Source organism: Alteromonas salexigens, from assembly GCF_025628895.1.
Classification (GTDB): Bacteria; Pseudomonadota; Gammaproteobacteria; order Enterobacterales; family Alteromonadaceae; genus Alteromonas; species Alteromonas salexigens.
Genome location: NZ_JAOTJC010000006.1, coordinates 213978 through 234559 on the forward strand (window position 1 = coordinate 213978; position 20582 = coordinate 234559).

General features: G+C 50.4%; 22 protein-coding genes. 9 read left to right on the forward strand and 13 right to left on the reverse strand.

Annotation, left to right across the window (positions count from 1 at the left end; translation table 11 throughout):
- The first annotated feature begins 159 nt into the window (after positions 1-159).
- From acpP to OCL06_RS05100, 8 genes are all read left to right on the forward strand, one after another.
- On the forward strand, positions 160-399 hold the full coding sequence (gene acpP / locus OCL06_RS05065; protein ID WP_262992658.1) for an acyl carrier protein: 240 nt from the start codon (positions 160-162) through the stop codon (positions 397-399).
- A 77-nt stretch (positions 400-476) separates the two neighbouring features.
- Complete coding sequence (gene fabF / locus OCL06_RS05070; protein ID WP_262992659.1) at positions 477-1715, forward strand: beta-ketoacyl-ACP synthase II; 1239 nt, start codon at positions 477-479, stop codon at positions 1713-1715.
- Positions 1716-1922: 207 nt separating this feature from the next.
- Entirely contained in the window at positions 1923-2732 is an 810-nt protein-coding gene (gene pabC / locus OCL06_RS05075; protein WP_262993110.1) for an aminodeoxychorismate lyase, read from the forward strand.
- Complete coding sequence (gene mltG, locus OCL06_RS05080; RefSeq protein WP_262992660.1) at positions 2716-3753, forward strand: endolytic transglycosylase MltG; 1038 nt, start codon at positions 2716-2718, stop codon at positions 3751-3753. Before pabC ends, mltG begins: the two co-directional genes overlap by 17 nt.
- Before the next feature lie 3 nt (positions 3754-3756).
- A complete protein-coding gene (gene tmk / locus OCL06_RS05085) occupies positions 3757-4374 on the forward strand; it encodes a dTMP kinase (RefSeq protein WP_262992661.1) in 618 nt (205 codons plus the stop codon).
- Positions 4371-5273 carry a DNA polymerase III subunit delta' gene (gene holB / locus OCL06_RS05090; RefSeq protein ID WP_262992662.1) on the forward strand — a complete coding sequence of 301 codons (903 nt, stop codon included), beginning with the start codon at positions 4371-4373 and terminating at the stop codon, positions 5271-5273. Before tmk ends, holB begins: the two co-directional genes overlap by 4 nt.
- A 16-nt stretch (positions 5274-5289) precedes the next feature.
- Positions 5290-6066 (forward strand): TatD family hydrolase, encoded by a 777-nt coding sequence (locus tag OCL06_RS05095; protein ID WP_262992663.1) that lies wholly within the window; start codon positions 5290-5292, stop codon positions 6064-6066.
- An 8-nt stretch (positions 6067-6074) separates the two neighbouring features.
- The gene (locus OCL06_RS05100; RefSeq protein WP_262992664.1) at positions 6075-6632 is read left to right on the forward strand and encodes a pyridoxamine 5'-phosphate oxidase family protein; all 558 of its coding nucleotides are present in this window, start codon (positions 6075-6077) and stop codon (positions 6630-6632) included.
- Positions 6633-6642: 10 nt separating this feature from the next.
- Here OCL06_RS05100 and OCL06_RS05105 read toward each other — a convergent pair whose 3' ends face one another.
- From OCL06_RS05105 to OCL06_RS05150, 10 genes are all read right to left on the reverse strand, one after another.
- Complete coding sequence (locus OCL06_RS05105) at positions 6643-7281, reverse strand: SDR family oxidoreductase (protein WP_262992665.1); 639 nt, start codon at positions 7279-7281, stop codon at positions 6643-6645.
- Positions 7282-7433: 152 nt separating this feature from the next.
- Positions 7434-9275 (reverse strand): M2 family metallopeptidase, encoded by a 1842-nt coding sequence (locus tag OCL06_RS05110; RefSeq protein ID WP_262992666.1) that lies wholly within the window; start codon positions 9273-9275, stop codon positions 7434-7436.
- 177 nt (positions 9276-9452) lie between these two features.
- Positions 9453-9920 (reverse strand): YchJ family protein, encoded by a 468-nt coding sequence (locus OCL06_RS05115; protein WP_262992667.1) that lies wholly within the window; start codon positions 9918-9920, stop codon positions 9453-9455.
- Positions 9921-9976: 56 nt separating this feature from the next.
- Positions 9977-10354, reverse strand: a complete 378-nt coding sequence (locus OCL06_RS05120) for a deoxyguanosinetriphosphate triphosphohydrolase (RefSeq protein WP_262992668.1) — start codon at positions 10352-10354, stop codon at positions 9977-9979.
- A gap of 55 nt (positions 10355-10409) precedes the next feature.
- Complete coding sequence (msrQ, locus tag OCL06_RS05125; protein WP_262992669.1) at positions 10410-11057, reverse strand: protein-methionine-sulfoxide reductase heme-binding subunit MsrQ; 648 nt, start codon at positions 11055-11057, stop codon at positions 10410-10412.
- Positions 11057-12058 (reverse strand): protein-methionine-sulfoxide reductase catalytic subunit MsrP, encoded by a 1002-nt coding sequence (gene msrP / locus OCL06_RS05130; RefSeq protein WP_262992670.1) that lies wholly within the window; start codon positions 12056-12058, stop codon positions 11057-11059. Before msrP ends, msrQ begins: the two co-directional genes overlap by 1 nt.
- A gap of 468 nt (positions 12059-12526) precedes the next feature.
- Positions 12527-13366: a mechanosensitive ion channel family protein gene (locus OCL06_RS05135; protein ID WP_262993111.1), complete on the reverse strand. Its 840-nt coding sequence runs from the start codon at positions 13364-13366 to the stop codon at positions 12527-12529.
- Positions 13367-13873: 507 nt separating this feature from the next.
- The gene (locus tag OCL06_RS05140; RefSeq protein WP_262992671.1) at positions 13874-14182 is read right to left on the reverse strand and encodes a hypothetical protein; all 309 of its coding nucleotides are present in this window, start codon (positions 14180-14182) and stop codon (positions 13874-13876) included.
- A gap of 66 nt (positions 14183-14248) precedes the next feature.
- Entirely contained in the window at positions 14249-14797 is a 549-nt protein-coding gene (locus OCL06_RS05145; RefSeq protein ID WP_262992672.1) for a YaeQ family protein, read from the reverse strand.
- A gap of 289 nt (positions 14798-15086) precedes the next feature.
- The gene (locus OCL06_RS05150; RefSeq protein WP_262992673.1) at positions 15087-16160 is read right to left on the reverse strand and encodes a hypothetical protein; all 1074 of its coding nucleotides are present in this window, start codon (positions 16158-16160) and stop codon (positions 15087-15089) included.
- 375 nt (positions 16161-16535) lie between these two features.
- Between OCL06_RS05150 and OCL06_RS05155 the strand changes: the two genes are divergently transcribed.
- Complete coding sequence (locus OCL06_RS05155) at positions 16536-17231, forward strand: TVP38/TMEM64 family protein (protein ID WP_262992674.1); 696 nt, start codon at positions 16536-16538, stop codon at positions 17229-17231.
- A 101-nt stretch (positions 17232-17332) separates the two neighbouring features.
- Here OCL06_RS05155 and OCL06_RS05160 read toward each other — a convergent pair whose 3' ends face one another.
- Genes OCL06_RS05160 through OCL06_RS05170 form a run of 3 tightly spaced genes read right to left on the reverse strand, consistent with a single transcriptional unit; the run spans position 17333 to position 20538 of the window.
- Positions 17333-18691, reverse strand: a complete 1359-nt coding sequence (locus OCL06_RS05160) for an anti-phage deoxyguanosine triphosphatase (protein WP_373318444.1) — start codon at positions 18689-18691, stop codon at positions 17333-17335.
- A 21-nt stretch (positions 18692-18712) separates the two neighbouring features.
- The gene (yfbR, locus tag OCL06_RS05165) at positions 18713-19315 is read right to left on the reverse strand and encodes a 5'-deoxynucleotidase (RefSeq protein ID WP_373318455.1); all 603 of its coding nucleotides are present in this window, start codon (positions 19313-19315) and stop codon (positions 18713-18715) included.
- 2 nt (positions 19316-19317) lie between these two features.
- Positions 19318-20538 (reverse strand): pyridoxal phosphate-dependent aminotransferase, encoded by a 1221-nt coding sequence (locus OCL06_RS05170; protein ID WP_262992676.1) that lies wholly within the window; start codon positions 20536-20538, stop codon positions 19318-19320.
- Between the last annotated feature and the right edge of the window lie 44 nt (positions 20539-20582).

The following is a 20582-nucleotide window of genomic DNA, read 5'->3' on the forward strand; positions in this document are numbered from 1 at the left end:
TTTCACTGAAGTTGAATGTAAAAATACCACATAGCAGAATTTGGGTTGTCGCTGGTTCGACCAGAAAATTTGTTTTATCTGGCGCTTGCAAGCTTATACCTTGGCAAATAAACTAGCGGCACTTTTTATATCTAGTGACGTTAAGGGAAACCTAGAATTATGAGTAACATTGAAGAGCGCGTTAAGAAGATCATCGTTGAACAACTTGGCGTGAAAGAAGAAGAAGTAAAACCAGAAGCTTCATTCGTTGACGATTTAGGCGCTGACTCTCTGGATACAGTTGAGTTGGTAATGGCGTTGGAAGAAGAGTTCGATACCGAGATTCCTGACGAAGAAGCAGAGAAGATCACTACTGTTCAGTCAGCTGTCGACTACATCAACGCTAACAAAGACGCATAAGTCTGGCTTAGCAAAAACGGCTCTTCGGAGCCGTTTTCTGTATTAAACCTACCTTAAGTTCCATGCGAGGGCATTCTGTGACAAAACGTCGCGTAGTGGTTACTGGTCTGGGCATGTTATCACCATTAGGTCAGTCCGTTGATTCGACCTGGCAACGTCTGCTCGCAGGCGAAAGCGGTATCGGTGATATTACCCATTTTGATTGCAGTAACTATTCCACTCGTTTTGCCGGTCAGGTCAATGATTTCGACCCGCAAGATTACATAGAAAAGAAAGAAGCAAAGAAGATGGACCGGTTTATCCAGCTCGGCATTGCCGCGGGTAAACAGGCATTGGCTGATGCAAAACTGGAGATAACGGCAGACAACGCGCATCGCGTGGGTGTGGCGATTGGCTCTGGTATTGGTGGTCTCGAGCAAATCGAAATTAATCACCAGAAACTGCTCAACAGTGGCCCTAAACGTGTTTCTCCATTTTTTGTTCCGTCAACCATTACCAATATGATTTCTGGCTTTCTGTCGATCATGGAAGGGCTTAAAGGGCCTAACCTGAATATTGTGACAGCCTGTACTACGGGTGTGCACAACATCGGCGTCGCGGCCAGAACCATTGCCTATGGTGATGCTGACGCCATGTTAGCCGGTGGTGCTGAAGCCACTATTACCCCACTGGGAATTGCCGGCTTTGCGGCAGCCCGGGCGTTGTCTTCGCGTAATGACGATCCGCAGGCGGCAAGCCGTCCGTGGGACAAAGATCGCGATGGCTTTGTAATGGGTGAAGGCGCTGGCGTGGTCATGCTGGAAGATTACGAGTCTGCGAAAGCCCGCGGTGCCACCATTTATGGTGAACTGGTTGGTTTTGGCATGAGTGGCGATGCCTATCACATGACTTCGCCACCAGATACGGGTGAAGGTGCGGCAGCATCAATGCGCAATGCGATAATGGATGCGGGTATTGAGGCCAGTGAAATTGGCTATATCAATGCCCACGGCACCTCGACGCCGGCGGGTGATATTGCCGAAGTCGCGGCCATTAAGTCGGTCTTTGCTGAGCATGCATCTGCGGTAAAAGTCAGCTCAACTAAGTCGATGGTCGGGCATTTGCTCGGTGCTGCGGGCTCAGTAGAAGCAATCTTTACGGTACTTGCACTGCGTGACAAACTGGCGCCACCGACGATAAACCTGGACTCGCCAAGTGAAGGCTGTGACCTGGACTTTGTTCCGCACAAAGCGAAGGCATTTGAGGAATCACTGGCACTGTGTAACTCGTTTGGGTTCGGCGGAACCAACGGCTCGCTGATATTTAAGCGTCTGTAGGTACCGCACTGAAGGTAGTCAAAGCCATGCTTCATGAAGCATGGCTTTTTTGTGTCTGTTATTTACCTCTGCGCGCGTGACCGTACGCCTGCTGCGCTGAGGTGGACGTATCCGACTCAACACATCTGGTCAGCGCCTCACAGGCTGGTATACTGCCTGTCATTATGACTGTTGCGATAGCCGATTAAGGACGACACTATTACCGCCATATTTTCTGCAAATAACCGTGCTGCCAATTATGGCGATGGCGTATTCACTACCATGCAGGTTGAGAATGGCCGGATTGCGTTGTTTGCTTATCACTGTAAAAGGGTCATTGCAGACGCAGAGCGGCTGAAGATCCCGCTAGACCGAGATTTCCTGGCGCGTCAGATTGCCGAACAGGCAAACATGTTGCAGCAAGGTGTGCTTAAGCTGCTGGTATCTGCGGGTGAAGGTGGCAGAGGTTATAATCGACCACAGGATGTCAGACCCACACTACACTTCACGTCATCAGAACTGCCCGCGGTTTATGATCAGCAACGCCAGCAAGGCACGTCTGTAATCATCACTGAATTACAGCTTGGCCGGCAACCTGCGTTAGCGGGCATTAAACACCTTAATCGTCTGGAACAGGTGTTGGTTAAACAAGAAGTAAACGCCGCGGGTGCTGACGATGCCATTGTGTGTGACTGCCACGGCAACATTATTGAAGCCAGTGCGGCGAACCTCTTCTGGCTTCATAACGATAGCTGGTTTACTCCCGATCTGAGTGCATGCGGCGTGAGCGGAGTGATGCGCGCGTTTTTACTCGACTGGTTTCAGGCACAGGGTGTGTCAGTAGAGGTGGGAGATTATCAACCCGAGGTACTCGAAAATGCCCGCGCGATATTTACCTGCAATGCCTTAATGCCAATCTTACCAATACGAAGCCTGCGTGGTAATCACGCCACGCACCAATTCGATTTGGCTCCGGTGAAAGCCCTCTTTCATGCGATCCAGCCAGCATACAAGGAAGCCTATGCGTCTGTTAACTAGTGGTATTGTTATTATTGCTATTGCTATTGCTATTGCTATAGGTGCAGTAGGTGGCGGTCTCTACCTGGTTCGGCAACAGGTCGCGTCGCCGCTCCCCATTGAAGAGCCAGTGCTGTTCACAGTAAAACGCGGCCAAAGCGGTATGTCGGTTATTCGTGCGTTGCGTGCTGATCATAACCATGATGTTGCGCCTCTTGCGGTAAAAGTATGGCTGAAACTTATGGCACCAGAGGCCGGTCCAAAGGCCGGTACGTATCAGCTGCAACCCGGCATGTCCCTGGCCGAGGCGTATGCGCACTTAAGTAACGGGGAAGAATACCAGTTTGCGATAAGCCTGATTGAAGGGCATACATTACAGCAGTGGCTGGCCGTATTAGAAAACCATGAGTACGTTGATTTTGACGTGTCAGAGACTACCCGGGCAGCGTTGCTCGAAGCGTGGCCGCATGACGCGCTGGGCCAGGCTTCACGGCTGGAAGGCCTGTTATTGGCTGATACCTATTATTTCACCGCGACCACCCCGGCATCAGTTTTACTAAAACGGGCCCTGGATGCCATGGCGGCCTATCTGTCCAGCGCATGGGATGAGCGTGACCCGGCATTGCCCTTGTCCAGCGCGTACGAGGGACTGATCCTGGCCTCTATTATTGAAAAGGAAACCGGTGTGCCGGAAGAGCGTCCGCGTATAGCCGGTGTGTTTGTTAACCGGCTGGAACGAGGCATGCGACTGCAGACCGACCCCACGGTGATCTATGGGATTGGGGCTGAGTTTGATGGTAATATCACCCGCGCGCATCTGCGCCAGAAAACGCCTTATAACACCTACGTTATAAAAGGATTGCCGCCAACCCCCATTGCAATGTCGGGCAAAGCCGCCATTCAGGCTGCGTTGCATCCGATGACAACCGACGCGTTATATTTTGTTTCACGAGGGGACGGCACCCACCAGTTTTCCAGCACGCTGGAAGATCATAACAAAGCCGTATACCAGTATCAGATAAAGCAACAGGGTAAGAAGTAGCTCATGGCAGGAAAGTTCATTGTGGTCGAGGGGCTGGAAGGCGCGGGTAAAAGCTCGGTCATCTCGCTAATTGTAGAAACCCTGCAGGCACGCGGGTTATCGGTCACCCAAACTCGTGAGCCAGGCGGTACGCCAATGGCAGAAGCGATCCGGGAATGCGTAAAGCATGACTGGGACGAAGAAGTTGCCGAAGAAACCGAGCTCATGCTGATGTATGCGGCACGGGTGCAGTTACTGAAAAACCGGATCTTACCCGCGCTGGCCAGTGGCGAATGGGTAGTAGGGGACAGACATGATTTGTCTTCTCAGGCCTACCAGGGGGGCGGCCGCGGCCTGAATGCTGACACGCTGCGTGCCTTGGCCGATATTGCGCTGGATGGATTTACCCCGGATTTAACCTTGTACCTGGACGTTGAGCCGGCGACCGGTCTTGCCAGAGCAAGAGGACGGGGAGAGCTCGACAGAATAGAGCAGGCCGGACTGGTATTCTTCGAGCGTACCCGCGACCGGTATCTGGCGCTGGCTGCTGACGATCCCACTATCACCACCATCGATGCTATGCAGCCTATGGCGGCTGTCCATGCTCAGGTCAGACACTGCGTGGAGCAGTTTTTGCCATGATATTTCCCTGGTTTGAGCGCACGTTTGCCTCCCTCACGGGGCGTTTACTGGCACAACGGCTTCACCACGCGCTGCTGCTGGCAGGTCCGCCTGAAATCGGCAAGTTTCAGCTGGCCGACGCGCTGGCGCAGGTTATTCTGTGTCAGCAGCCGGCGTCAGTGGGGAGTTGTGGACATTGCCAGAGTTGTAAATTATTCGCCGCAGGCTCGCATCCGGATTTTCACATGCTGGAAAGTGATAAGCAGCTTGGCGTGGATAAAATTCGCGAGGGCATAGCCAGGTTAAGCGGTACCGCCCAGTTAAGCCGTAACAAGGTGCTGGTGATACCTGCTGCGCATACCATGACAGATTCCGCCGCCAATGCGCTGTTGAAAACCCTGGAAGAGCCCACAGATAATACGTTCCTGTTGCTTCTGACAGAAAAGCCTCAGCAGTTATTACCGACTATTCTGAGCCGTTGCGAAAAGTGCACGCTACCCGTGCCCGGCGAAGCAGAAAGTCTGAACTGGTTAAAGGCCGAAGGCGTAGAAGATGCATCCGGCGCTTTATTGCAGGCTTACGGAGGCTCACCACTGGCGGTTCGGCGGGCGCTGTCTGAAGAAGATACGGCACTCTCGTACCGGGGATTTCAGGACGGGATCCAGGCATTGCTGTCCGGCGCTGAAACCTCACTGGCTTTAGCCAGCCGCTGGCAGGACGCAGCACCACAGGTAGTAACCTGGTGTCAGCAACAGGCTCACAGGCGTTATATATCAACGCAGCAGGTGCAGGACTTCGAAATGTTTTCGTTGTGCCAGCACGCAGCCAAGCGGCTGCAACACCCAGGAATAAATAAGGTGGTGGTGCTTTGCCAGGTACTCGAGCTGCTTCAACGCCCGGCGCCAGACCCTCACCCGTAATCAATAAGGTAGTAATGTGTTTGTAGATTCTCATTGTCATTTAGATCGTCTTGAACAATCTCCCGACGAGCTCAGAAACACTCTGGCGTTTGCCAGACAACGCGGGGTACAACACTTCCTGTGTGTAGCAGTTTCGGTGGCTGACTATGACGCCATGGCAGAAGCGGTGGCTGACTTTGATGATGTATCGGTATCCTGTGGCGTGCACCCGTTACACCAGGAAGATGCGTGTGACTATGAAACCCTGTTAGATAAGGCCGCCCGTCCGGAAGTGGTGGCGGTAGGTGAGACCGGGCTGGACTATTTTTACAGCGCGGATACCCAACAGGTGCAACGACAATCCTTTGTGGATCATATCCGGGTTGCGAATGCGTTGAATAAGCCGTTAATCATTCATACCCGGGACGCCCGCGACGATACCCTGAATTTATTACGAGAGCATAAAGCTGAGCATACCGCCGGCGTCCTGCATTGCTTTACCGAGTCACTGGAAATGGCTGAAGCGGCCATGGAAATGGGGTTTTATATTTCCATTTCCGGTATTGTCACGTTCCGTTCGGCGGAAGAATTGCGCGAGGTGGTCAAAGCCGTTCCGCTTGAGCGATTGCTCATCGAAACGGACTCTCCCTGGCTGGCACCTGTGCCACACCGGGGTAAGCAAAATCAGCCAGGCTATGTGGTAGAAGTTGCTGAGTTTATTGCCGAGTTAAAAGGGATCACGGTTGAAGAGCTGGCCGCCGCGACTACTGAAAACTTTTATCGCTTGTTCTCACTGGCTGACAAAGCGGCGTAGGAGCACTTATGCCGTTATGGCGTCAACAGCTGACTAAGAGCCTGCACCAGACACGCAGCACGCCGGAAAGCCGTTATTTCCAGCTGGCTACCTGTGACAGCGAGGGCAGACCCCAGTGCCGTACGGTGGTATTTCGCGGCATTTCCGATCAGCATGAGTTACAGGTGATCTCCGATACCCGCTCAGGGAAGTGGGATGACCTTCAAGGAAACGGGTTTGCACAGGTATGCTGGTACTTTGCCAAAACCCGGGAACAGTACCGGTTGGATGTGACGGCTACGTGCTTAAAAGTGGCTGACAACCCGTCATTGCTTGCACAGTATTGGCAAAAATTGTCTGATGCGGGTAAGAAACAGTTTTTGTGGGGAACGCCCAACACCCCGCGGGATACAAATCAACCGCTGTTAGCAGAAAGCGATTTTGACGACGTACCCGAGCACTTCTGTTTATTAGCGCTCAAAGTGACTGCGGTGGATTATCTGAGCTTGCGGGGTAATCCTCAATATCGTGAACGGCATTACACCGATAGTGCAGGGGACTGGGTAGCAAAACCTGTCATCCCCTGACCGTTAGCGGTTAGTTTTTCAGCACTTCTGCCGGATCCTGACTGCCTTTAAACAGCTCCAGTATTCGGTTCTTGCTGTCATCAACATCCACAGCCAGCGCAATTACATTTGCCACGTCTTCCCGTGCAATTACCATATCGTCCCGGGAGTCAGGCCGATCGGCTGTGACTTTGCCGTTAGCATCTTCATCAAGCAGACTACCCGGACGCAATATGCAATACTGCAATCCAGAACGCTGCAGATGTTCGTCAGCCATATGTTTTGCCACCAGATAGGGCTTAATGTCACTGTCGACGGCATCGGGGTCATCGGCGCCAATACTGCTTACCATGACGAAATGCTTTACGCCTGCACCTACCGCAAATTCTGCGGCGTTGCGGGCGGCCCACAGGTCGATTAACAGGGTTTTGTCAGGACCGGTGCTGCCGCCTGAACCGGCTGCAAATACGACGGTGTCCATACCCTGAAACGCGCCGGAAAAATCCTCTTCGAGATCCTGCTCACAGATATCTAAATTCGGATGGTTCAGACCACCCAGTTTATTCGCATCGCGCACCAGTGCCCGGACCCGGTGGTCATTATCCAGTAGCTTCTGTACTGCCATTTTACCAATTTGACCACTGGCACCTATCACTAAAACAGATTTCATTATTACTCCTTCATCAACGTTGCATAGTTACCATTCATTCACTGTGGCGGATTGAAAAGATCATTCTGGCACGGCTTGATGCAGCTGAAACTACGCAGGTAAAAAAAAGCCGGGCAAACATGCCCGGCTTCATCATCGTAGTGAAGGGAGAACTACCAGCCGCACTGACGGCCCTGGTTTTGTTCATCCAGCCAGGTTTTTAACGGTGCAAAATAAGCCTGGATGGTGCTGGCGTCCATTTTGGGACTACCGGTCAGTGTTTCCAGCGCGTTTTGCCATGGTTCGCTCATGCCCATTTCGAGCATGTTGTTCAAGGCCGTACCTGCTTCTTCACTGCCATAAATCGAGCAGCGGTTAAGCGGGCCTTCATCACCGGCAATTTCACACAGTGCCTGGTGGAACTGGAACTGCAGAATATGAGCAAGGAAATAACGGGTATACGGCACGTTGGCAGGCACGTGGTATTTAGCACCCGGATCAAATGCATCGGCCGGCCGATCGACCGGTGCCATAACGCCCTGGTACTTGTTACGCAATTCCCACCACACGTCGTTGTAGTTCTCCGGTGTGACTTCACCCGCCAGCACTTTCCAGCGCCACTGATCCACCATCAGGCCGAAGGGGATAAATGCAATTTTATCCAGCGCAACCTGTAACAGCATACCAATATCATTAGAAGCGTCCGGAATGGTGTCTATCAACCCGATTTGTTTAAGGTATTTAGGGGTTATAGATAACGCAATGGTGTCGCCTATAGCTTCATGAAAACCGTCATTGGCGGAGCCACGATACAGCAGCGGCTGATCTTTGTATGCGCGCTGGTAATAGTTGTGGCCCAGCTCGTGGTGAATAACATTAAATTCTTCACCGGTTTTCTGAATGCACATCTTGATGCGCAGGTCGTCTTTGTCATCCAGGTTCCAGGCAGACGCGTGACACTGTACGTCGCGGCCTTCCGGTTTCTCGAACATGGATCGTTCCCAGAAGGTGTCAGGAAGCTCTTCAAACCCTAAGGATGAGAAGAAAGACTCGGCCTGTTTTACCATTTTTATCTCATCGTACCCCTGGCTTTTCAGAGCGCCAGTGACATCAGGCACTTTCATTTCCTGCTCTGGTTTTACCAGATCGTAGACGTTGCCCCAGGTTTGCGCCCACATATTGCCCAGCAGGTGCGCCGGGATGGGTTTGTCCTGCGGTACCTTGTCGGTACCATAGTGCTCGCCCAACTTAGCGCGAACATGGCAGTGCAGCGCTTCATAGAAGGGTTCTACCTGGCCCCATAATCTGTCCAGTTCCTGTGGAAACTCATCCGCTGGCATATCATACTTGCCGCGCCACAATTCACTGACGTTTGCAAAACCAAGCTCAGCAGCGCCTTCGTTAGCGAGGTTGACCTGTTCTTCGTACAGCGGCTTCATAGGCACAGAAACTTCACGCCAGCCTTCCCAGAATTCCAGCAGGGTGTCGTAGTCTCTGGAGGTGGCCATCTCGGCACTCATTTCAACCAAGCTGAAGCACGTTTTATCGTCACGGCAATATTCGCCCGAACCGTACATACCGCCAAGTTCTGAGCCAATTTTTGCTAATCGTTCGGCTTTCTCAGGATTTGAAGGTGGCGGCATAGTCAGGCCGTTGCGCAGCAAGTCCAGCTTGCGGCGGGTATCGGCATCCACTTCTACGTCGTTAAAACGAGCGGCTTCTTTTGCCAACGCAGCCACCTTGGTAGCAAATTGCTCGTTCATGTACGCGCTGACTGCCTGCGTATCCACATTGATATTGGTGGCATAGCTCCATTGTGCATGGGCTGCGGGCAGTTGAATTTTAGCGATTTCGTTCTGCGCCCGGGTTAAAAACGCTTTGGCGTCAGCAGCAGTAAGGTTTTGAGTGGAAGCGGTGCTTCCGGCGGTGCCGGTTTCAGCGGTAGCTGAAGTGTTGCAGCCTGTCAGGCTCAGACCAACGACCACCGCGGCCATTGTCATTTTAAGCTTAAACATAGCGGTTCCTTGGAGAGGGTAGTTATTGTTTTTACTGGCAGCCAGACAGCCAATGAGAGTACACAAGCATTAAAAATGACAGATGCATTCTGCTACACGGCCAAGCGTGCCAGGATAATTTCCAGCTTACTATACACCGATAGGGCAGGTTGTCACAAAGTCTGACGAATGAGCAGGTTAGCGGCGCCCCAATTGTTTGAGACAGCACTGTTTGAACTTTTTACCACTGCCGCATACGCAGGGCGTGTTTCTGCCAATAGTTGCGCGGCCAGTATCGTTATGCAGATTCCCTGACACATATACCCAACGGTCACCTTCCTTTGCAAAGTGTGAGGTTTCATGAAGTACGTAAGGCGTACCCTGCTCGGAATAGAACGCTTTAAATTGAACTTCGGCAGCAGTTGTACCGACAATTTGTAGCGCAAACCAGTTGCTGCCAGCAGCGCTTTCTCGCAAACTTTCTATGCTAAGGGTTTGTCGGGCCGCTGCGGCATAGGTTGCCAGTATGTAGGGGTAATTCTCTGTGCAGTAGGCGCTGTATCGTGAGCGCATTAATTGTTCAGGTGTGGCTGGAAGCGCCTGGTTTTCAAGATAGGGTTCACAACAGTTTGTATAGAGCATCCCTGAACAACAGTAACACAGCATTTTTTTTCACCCGATATTTGAACATATCCGGCGATCCTATCGCTTAATCTGACAATTTACCATGGACCGGTAAGTACATTAGAGCCATGCATGCCAGCCGGGTTGGGCGTAACTGTGACATTTACAATAGTGACAGAATACTGAGTGCATAACTGACGAATACGTTGGCTGTCTGCTTCCGGCAGTGACAGGTTTTCAACATATATGGTTCGACACTGCCCTCCCTGAATAAGCCGGGCAATCCATGCTGGCATGACTTCCTGGTCAGGCTTTTGGATACGAATGCCATGGGTGACCTCTTTTTTGAACGCAACGGAATTGGCCAGCAGATAGGACCAGCCTTTATCACCACTTCCTTCACCCGGGTAGCCTTCAAAAGGTAAAGGGAGCTGAATAACATTCTGTTCGTTACGAGTATGAGTTTGCATAGTCATGCGCATTCCTGTGTATGTTTATACAGTGTATGTATATACAGTAGTGCTGTATGGATTATCGCGCAAGGTTTTTTTTGAATTTTTTTCGTACAACCCACAGAAGTTTGTCTCTTCGCAGGTACAGCAGGCCAGCGGCAATCAGCCAGTAGAAAACCGGCTCTTCCCAGACAGTTTTTAAAGACCAGGTGTAATGCAGAAGGGCCAGTAATGCAGCTGCATAGACCCAGTTATGGAGCCTCTGCCAAGCGGGGCCCATACGCCGCTGAATTGGAGTGGTCGACGTAGCGGCAAGCAGACTGAGTATTAACAATGCGGCAAACCCTACAGTTATGTAAGGACGCTCTACGATTTCACTTGCTATCAACGTCCAGTCAAATTGCAGCTCAAATGCACAGAAACTAAAAAAGTGCACCATGGCATAAGTAAAGCTATACAGCCCCACCAACCGCCTGAAGCGCATCAGATCCGGAAACGGTAGCCATTTTGCCAGTGGTGAAATGCTCAGCGATATAAGTAACAGGTTAATCGCCCAGGTGCCGGTAGAGTGCAATAGAGCCTTAACCGGGTCAGCCCCGAGGTTATCAGTGGCTCCCCAGTAAAACAGGGCAACCAGATAACCCGTTGCCAGCAAATGTATACCCGCTTTGGTAAGGCGCCGGGGTGTAGCTGGCAAGCGCAGGGGGCGGGAGAGCAACCGATTCATTAATACCACTTCGTCAGGTTCATACCTTGGTAAAGTGGCGCGACTTCGCTATAGCCATTGAACATTTCCGTTTCAATACGGTTGCGTGTAAACAAGCCACCGGTAGTAATACGACGTTCGCTGGCCTGACTCCAGCGCGGATGGGCCACATCAGGGTTCACATTGGCATAAAACCCATACTCCTGAGGCGCCAGGCGATTCCACGTGGTGGGCGGACGTTTATCAGTCAGACGAATACGAACCAGTGACTTGATACTTTTGAAACCATATTTCCACGGAACGACCAGCCTGATTGGGGCGCCGTTTTGTGGCGGCAGGGTTTTGCCGTAAAGCCCCACTGCCATTAACGTGAGAGGGTGCATAGCTTCGTCTAGCCGTAACCCTTCCACGTACGGATAATCAATCCCGCCTCCCATGAAGCGGCTGGCCTGGCCTGGCATCTGTTTTGGGTCGTAGAGCGTTTCGAAAGCCACGTATTTGGCACTGGATAAGGGTTTGGCGGCTCTTAGCAATGCTGCAAGTTCAAACCCAACCCAGGGGATCACCATGGACCAGGCTTCCACGCATCTCAGCCGGTAAATGCGTTCCTCCAACGGAAAACGCTCAGTCAGGTCATCGGCATCCAGCTTAAGGGGATTTTCTACCAGGCCGTCCACCCTGAGTGTCCATGGGGACGTTTGTAACTGACCGGCATTTTCGGCCGGATCGGACTTGTCCGTACCAAACTCATAAAAATTATTGTAGCTGCTTACTTTAGCGAAAGGTGTGCGGGTTTCGCTGGTGCTGTACTTACCCGGCTCCTGAAATGATAGCGGACGTCTGGCCGCGGCTTTTTTGTCATCGTCTTCCCAGAACCAGTCGGCAGTCGCAGATTTGGCCAGCAAGGAAGAGGCGCCTACAAAGCCCATCGCTTTGACTATCTGGCGGCGCTCGCGGTAGATGCGCTCGTCGGTAACATCGTTGTCAGTGAGTTTTACAGAAGGTTTAAACACTTTTGGCATAGCAGCGCCCGCTGGGTAAAGTTAATATTGCTACGCCAGAAGACCCGACTCAGTGCAGAACCCTTTCAGAAGTTTCATGTTCGGGCGTTTGTTTATATGCAGGCCCGATACTATGATCCAGTCATCAGACAACTTGAGGCATATGTCAACTAAGAGTGAAGTTCCGCCCGTCACCACCGCGCAGGCGGTGGTCTGCTTCAGACAACCAGCATACGGTAGAGCTTCTTAAACCTGGCATCAGCTTTGTGCCAAGTAGCAGCCGTTAATACCAGATACATTAGGTATGACATAGCGTTAATATTTTTGATACTCATACGCTATGCTCTTAGATATGCGACGATGAATAGGTGCTAACTATCTTCTATGTTTTCTGGGCCGCTAATCTCTATATTGCCAGACTCCCGAGTTTATAAGCCAATTTTAAGATGTATCGGAGATAGCTTACAAAGCTATCTCCGTATTGGGAGATTAATCGTCATTCGTTTTATAGATATGCACATCTCGTTGCGGATAAGGAATGCTAATTCCTTCTTCATCAAAGGCTTTTTTTACCTTTTCCTGCATGTCCCAGTAGTAGGGCCACAAATCATCAGTGGCAACCCAGGGGCGAAACATCAGATTGACTGAGTTGTCGCCTAACCCACCCACACAGATCCGAGGTGCAGGGTCGGACAATGAGCGCTCATCCTCTTCAAACAGGCGCTGCAACACCTCTTTTGCTTTGTCGATATCGTCATCACAGCCTATACCAAACGTCATGTCGCAGCGGCGCTTATCGTATACACTGACGTTAATCAACGTGGCGTTAGACAGACTTCCGTTGGGGATGACAATACGCTTATTGTCGAAGGTGTTTACTACGGTATAAAGAATTTGTATCTCTTCCACGGCACCCAAGTGACCTTCTGCTTCAATGGTGTCACCTACTTTGAATGGTTTGAAAATCAGTATTAGCACACCGCCAGCAAAATTCGCCAGGCTGCCTTGTAACGCCAGACCGATGGCCAAACCCGCTGCACCAACTACGGCGATAAATGAGGTTGTTGCAATACCGATCATAGAGGCGACAGAAATAAACAACATCAATTTTAAAACGACACTAATAAGTCCGCATAGAAACTTATTTAAAGTGGGGTCCTTTCTTCCAAGCCGGTGGTCTAATAAACTCACAAAGCGATTCACCAACCATAGACCCACCACCAACGTAAGAATAGCCAATAACAATTTAGGGGTATAAGTCATCACCAGTGCTATGGCTTTTTCGGTCAATTCCGATAAATCGATATTAGTTCCGAAGAAATCTTCCATAAATACCTCTTTCATTAATTAATCTTACTGGTTACGTTGAAAAAAAATGTTGGATCGTATTGATTCTACCGGAGTGGAAGTGGACCGTTTACCCCACCAAATAACGTTTTTCACAGTTTGCAGCTGCATCTGCACGCGAGAAGTTGTCGTTGAATAAAATAACTCGCTCGAAGAAACGCGTCATTGCGGCGGAGGCCGCCACCTCCATCGTCTAACCGCAATATCAAAAATCACTCTTCTCGCGTGCACAATGGCAGTTTATGAGGTCCCGGCCTTCGCCGGGATGACGGTAGCTAATATTGACGCCGGGATGACGGTAGGTGTTACTGAGGCGGGGTTGGCGGGCTGTTTTTAGCTAGGAGAACGCGTCATTGCAGCGAAGGCCGCAACCTCCATCGTCTAACCGCAATATTAAAAATCACTCTTTTCGCGTGCAAAATGGCAGTTGATGAGGTCCCGGCCTTCGCCGGGATGACGAGAAGCATAATAACACGCAGTGGCCCAGTTTTAGTCCTCAGGGCCCTCTAGCGTGAAGACCAAATGCCTGCGCATATCTTTTAAGATGACCCCTTTTTTTAACATAGCGGCGCTTAAGCGCTTTTGCCACTTTAACAAGTCGGGCTTAGCGTTAGCTAAGGTTTGCTCATTTTCAAATTGGAAGCGCAGCAATAACGAGCCTGGAAACTGGTGGTACTCCACCTCAAACCAGCACAGCGTCATGCCAGGGATTTCTGCTTTGGCCTGCTCTTCAAGCATGTCGGCAACGCTGTAGACAATTGCCTGCTGCTTAATTTGTACAGCAGAGAGTTTCTTCATGGTGGGGTTCCAGTTTAAATACTAACTATAAAAGTGGTACTAGGGTAGTGGCTGCGCGTGCCACCATTACAGGTGCTGTTGTATGGCGATTTCTATGCATTCGCTGTCTTCATCCCCTTCCACTGTCAGCCAGAACTGACCATCCTGAATGGTGACTTGCATTTGCATCGAACGCTTCACTGCATTTGCGAGTGTTGTAGCGAGCGTCTCAGGTAAGGTGAACACCGATAAGTTTTTCCTGGTCTGTAGCTTGTGTTGCTCTTTTTTCCACCAGGCATCAAAGCTATTGTCTGCGTAGGCATAAATCATCATCTGCTGGCTTTGATTGCAGCCCTTTTTGATACGCTGTTCGGATGGCTGGCCTAGCTCAATCCACAGCTCTATTTCGTCACTGAAGCTTTTCTGCCACAGATCCGGTACGTCATCATCAGACAACCCTTTGGTGAACTGTAGCTGCTCATGGGCATTAGCGATAAAGGCGATAATCCGCAACATCATGCGCGCATCGTTTTCAGACGGGTGGCGGGCAATCGTTAAGTTGTGATCATTGTAATAATTGCGGTCCATATCGGTGATCGAAATATCCGCTTTAAATATGGTTGCTTTAAGAGCCATGGTAATCCTGTTTACTATGCCGAGACGAGATGTCCTGTGCCTGGCATGGGCGTTTTATAAGTAATGAAGGCCGTTGCCGATTATGTTCGCATAGTAGCAGTAATTAGCTCATCTCGTCTTCTGAGTTTAGGTTCGCAATGCCAGCTAACTCATCTGGATAGTTCAACTTTTTCCGTTTAGGTATAGAAGGAATTGTCAGGTGAATAACAGGTGGGCGTGGGGGTAGGGCCAGAATGGTTAGAGCAAACATCCGGGCCCAAATTTCACAATAATGCGTCGGTTTTTTTGTTTAATCACACTTCATCAGCGGCTGCGGATCACTGTAATCCCGCACTTTGAATTCAAGGGACGTGCGTTGTTCCATACTTTTATCAGTGCTGAACATGGCCACCACCGGGCAAGTTTGAGCTTCGTTACGCAAGGCTATACCGCCTTCATCGCTCTCGTCTTTTGCCAGCTTGATACCAGGTACTTCCGGCGACCGGTTGTCGCCCTGCATATAGGCCTGAGCGAGCTCAACGGCATCTTCCATACAAATAAGTTTGTTTTTAAAATCGGCAGGGTTGTCGAGCCGTAACTGAAGGTCGAGTAACTCAGACTGATCGCCATAAGGTCCGAACAGAAGGAAAGAGGAGGGCACCAGCTCGACTTGTTTGTACGACGCTTCCGGGTTTTCATTTAACCGGGAGAATAAGGTGGCCTGATCCGTTTGCCCGAGTTCAGATATTATGCGCCCAGAGCAAAAGTCGATGGCGGTACTGAAGCCTTCGTCCATTTTTTTGGTAAACAGTTGTTCACCTTTATCGACTAACTTTTTATCTGCCAGGGTGTCCGGCGACTGACCTACAAGGGTTGCAGCACCGGCCAACACAGTTCCCCACATGCCCTCTTTGTTTACATCCACATCGCCAGAAGCGTTAAAGTTGACCTGCGGTGGTTTCACCGGCTTGAACCAAAGCGCAAAGTTGTTAGCGTCAGGGGCATAATGAGATTTAATACGTCCGGTGAGGCCCACATCCACCTGAAAGCGGGCAAACTCACTGACACTGAAGTCTGCGCCCATGGTTTCTTTATCGCGGTTAAGCCAGCGCCAGCCTTTCACACCTAACTGTAGTGTCATGATGTCCTGATCGTCACCGTCGTAATTTACTTCACAGGAGTGGATCCACAGCGTGCCGCTATACACCTGTTTGCCCTGTGAATTTTCCCGCTGGATCCCTTTGAAACGGTTCTCTAAACGGTTACAAATTTTTGCGCCGGCAATATCCACCAGCGCCGCTGATAAGTTATTATCCTGGGCAGGGGTAGGCATACTGAACATACCCAGTGCGGCTATCCCTGTCATGATTAGAGTATTTTTCATTGAGTCACCCTTACTATTTGCCCACCAAAAGAATTTACGTAATAACACCAACTGTTTTTACGCCGAAGGTATATCGGTGTCTTAGCTTCGGTACGCAAAGAGTTGAGCGATAGATTGAAAATAAATAAAGAACTGGCGAAGAGTGCTCAGCAGTAATTCTCACGGTACCGGCCAACGGTGGTTACTAACTCTATTAAAAATACCGCCCACATCGAGTGATAGAAATTCGAAGAAATGCAGTAGCTATTAAATGGTTATATAAAAATCGTTAGAGATGGCGTTAACCAACCAAAATAGCTGTGTGAGGTTCAGTCCAGTAATTTCCTGACTGGTCCGTATTCAGCATTAAATGTAATGCTTACACCGGGACACCCTATGAAACGTGCACATAAGTCGCTTTTAAAGGTTTGTGTAATATTCGCAAGTATCGCGACACTGGCGATTGTATGTTGGAAATTTTTAATTACTGAAGAGCAATTAAGGGACGGGCTGAGCTATATCAACTCCTTCGGTCGCTGGTCAGTGGTGGTATATGCCATGCTCTACGTAACGCTGGTGAGCCTGTCTTTTCCCAGCTCATTGTTCAATATTACCGCTGGAGTTCTGTTTAGTTTTACCGAAGCGATAATTGTGGCGAGCGTGAGCGGTTTGGGGGCAGCAAGTATAACGTTTTTCATTTCGCGCTTTTTGTTACACGATTATGTATGTGACAAAGTGAAGCGGGTTAAAAATGGCAATGAAACCCTGAAGCTGGTGCAAACCGACAGTGCTAAAGTCATTTTGCTGCTCAGACTCAACCCCTTCATTCCTGCTGTAGTTAAAAACTACGGGCTTGGAGTGACTGACTTAAGATATATGAAGTACGCTGTGTTCACCCTTATCGGTCAGTTTCCGATAGCAGCGCTGTATGTTTACTTAGGATGGATGGGGGGACGGGCTATGCTGGATCAGGATAATGAGCTCAGCACCGTCCACTGGGTAGTTCTTGGACTGGGCCTGATCGTGAGTGCTTTCACTCTTGTTGCCTCCAGATACTTCTTCAATAAAAAACTGCAGGAGCAGGGGGAGTAATTTTGCCGGATAGTTAAGTCGCAACCGGACTCGTGCCGGCCACTGCGCATCGCTCGTGGCAATCCTCATAGCCTGACAGCAAAGGAGTGCCACGCCTCCCACTACATATGCAAGCTATCCTGAGATGTACCTTGTTTGGGGACAAACAACGTGCTGTAAAGGCGGGCAGCAAACTCGTCTGTCATCCCGGAAATATAGTCGGCAATAACCCGCATGCCATTACCACTGGCCTGAGCCGTTCGCCAGCGCGCCTGGGTGTTCTCTGGAAGCAGTCGCTCCGGATCAGAACTCAACGCCTCAAATAATTCCATTACCACCAGCTGGCCCTTATATTCAAGCATTTGCACATCGGGCCGACGAATAACCTTGTTATACACAAAGCGTTTAAATAACTCTAACGCTTCGGAAAATGCGGTAGGTAAGCGGGCATTATATGCCAACAAGGGGTGGCTAAATTGTTCAAGTGGTTCAATGTTAATAGCGGTGATAAAGGCATTGACCAGCGCCCCGATAGCATTTTTGCGTTCGTGGTGGTGCTCACTGAACAGGCGTTCCGGCAGATCCTGGCCAAGGGCTGCCAGCGCTGGCACCGGTAATGCCTGCAGAGGAGTGGCCACCTGCTCGCTGAAATCGTCACGGGTCACCATGCCCATAACAATACTGTCTTCGAGGTCGTGGATCCCGTAGGCAATATCATCTGCTAACTCCATGATGGAACAGTCAAACGACTTATAACGGGTTTTGCCCGCCTTGCCCAGGCCACTGTCGTAGCTCATGAATTGTTCCCGATCGTTCTCGGGTAGTGGCGCCAGCAGCCAGTCAAGCAGCGGCTCATCACAACGAAACAGCCCCTTTGGCGGGTGCCAGTCACTGGCTTTAACCTGTCGCAGTGAAGCGGGCCGCTTGGGATAGACCACACTTTCACTCAGTGCATCAATAAAGTTAGGGTACTTTACTAACCCGAGCACGCTGCGGCGGCTCAGGTTCATGCCATTCTCGGCAGTATACGGCTCCAGCTGGGTAATGATACGAAACGTCTGTCCGTTACCCTCAAAACCGCCATGTTGTTCCATCATATAATGCAGTGCTACTTCGCCACCATGGCCAAACGGTGGGTGGCCAATATCATGAGCCAGGCACAGAGTTTCAATGAGCGTGGCATCCATATGTAGCATGGCGGCAAGCTCAGGGTATTTGCCGGCCAGCTGGGCGGCGATGCCGGTGCCAATCTGTGCAGCTTCCAGCGAATGGGTTAGTCGGGTCCGGTAAAAGTCACTTAGCCCCACACCCAGCACCTGGGTTTTTGCCTGCAGCCGGCGGAACGCAGCAGAATGCAGTACCCTGGCTTTGTCGCGCTGATAAGGGGAGCGGTGATCACCATCCCGGCTTTGGGTGCGCGGTAAATGGCGTTCAAACCAGGCTGACTCCCAGTCACTTGCTATGGGTGTGTGTTTTGACACTGCTAACTCCTGTAATAACCGCTACTCGTGGTCGTCCTGGGTGATTTCATCAAGGCTGAGTGAAAAACTGGGCACGTACCGGGTAAGAAAATAATCTACCTCGTCCGAATGATAGGTTTTAAGCAAGGTATCCAGACGTTTTTTAGCCAGTTTGAATTCCTGATTGCCCGCAGACAATTCCTCCAGGGTTTTAAGGTAAGCACACAACACATCGGCAGCTTTAACAATAAACGCTTCCTCCTCACTGTGCCGGGCACCATCAATTAACGCCGCGTAATCATCCCGAAAAGCTTCCGGGGCCATTTCTATGAGCTTATTCTCAGCAATTTTCTCTATTTTTTTATATTCGTCTTTTATGGCCGGATTAAAATACTTCACCGGGGTAGGCAAATCACCGGTAAGCACCTCAGACACATCATGAAAAAGTGCGATGGTGGCAATCCGCTCAGCATTCAGAGTACCGCCAAAAAACTTGTTTTTAATCAAGGCCAGCGCATGTGCCACCATGGCAACCTGTAAACTGTGCTCCTGCACATTCTCGGTACGCACATTATGCATCAGCGGCCAGCGGTTGATGAGCTTCATGCGTGACAGGTGAGCGAAAAAATGACTTTTGTCAGACACCATCAGACTCCCTGACTGTATTGCGAGAAAAACCGGCCGATGCGGGTGAGTGCGGGCGATAACACATCACAGTGGGGCAAAAACACCAACCGGAAATACACGCCATCGTGCAGGTTAAACGCGCGGCCATGTACCAGCAGTATTTTTTCTTCCCGCAGTAAGTCCAGAATCATTTGCTCGTCATTCCTGATATTGAATTTTTTCTCGTCCACCCGGGCAAAACAGTACATGGCGCCATTCGGCTTCACGCACGAGATTCCATCAATACTATTAAGCATGTCGCTGGCGAGGTCCCGCTGCAATTTGAGGCGCCCGTTATCGCTAATGAGGTCATTAATGCTCTGATAACCCCCCAGCGCGGTCTGAATAGCACTCTGGCATGGCACATTGGCGCACATGCGCATGGAGGCGAGAATATTCAGTCCTTCAATATAATCACTGGCGATACGCTTATTGCCGCTGACTACCAGCCACCCGGCGCGAAAACCCGCCACACGGTAGTTTTTCGACAACCCGCCCAGCGTGACACAGAACACATCATCGGCCAGCGAGGCGATACACGTATGGCGTGCGCCGTCATATAAAATCTTGTCGTAAATTTCATCACTGAAGATCACCAGCTGATGTTCCCGGGCAAGGCTTACCACTTCCTGCAATAGCGCTTCGCTGTATACGGCGCCGGTAGGGTTGTTGGGGTTTATCAGTACAATTGCGCGGGTTTTGCTGGTGATCTTGCTTTTTATGTCATCAATGTCCGGAAACCAACCAGCCTGCTCATCGCACCGGTAGTGAACCGGCGAACCTGAAGACAGGCTGACTGCAGCAGTCCATAGCGGATAATCGGGGCTGGGGATCAGCACTTCGTCACCCTGGTTCAGCAGTGCCTGCATAGCCATCATGATCATTTCACTGACGCCATTGCCAATATAAACATCATTTACCCGAATATCTTTGATGTTCATTTGTTGGTAATACTGCATTACCGCTACACGGGCTGCGTAGATGCCTGCTGAGTCTGAGTACCCTTGCGAGGTGGGCAGGTTATGAATGACGTCTTTAAGAATGTCATCGGGAGCATCAAAACCAAACGGGGCCGGGTTACCAATGTTTAGTTTGAGAATGCGGTGGCCTTCGTCTTCCATTTTTCTTGCCTGAGCAGCAATGGGGCCGCGAATGTCGTAACAGACATTATCCAGTTTATGAGAGCGTGCTACGGTTTTCATGGTCTATCAGCTTGATTTACATAATTTCAGAGTATCGCAAAGGA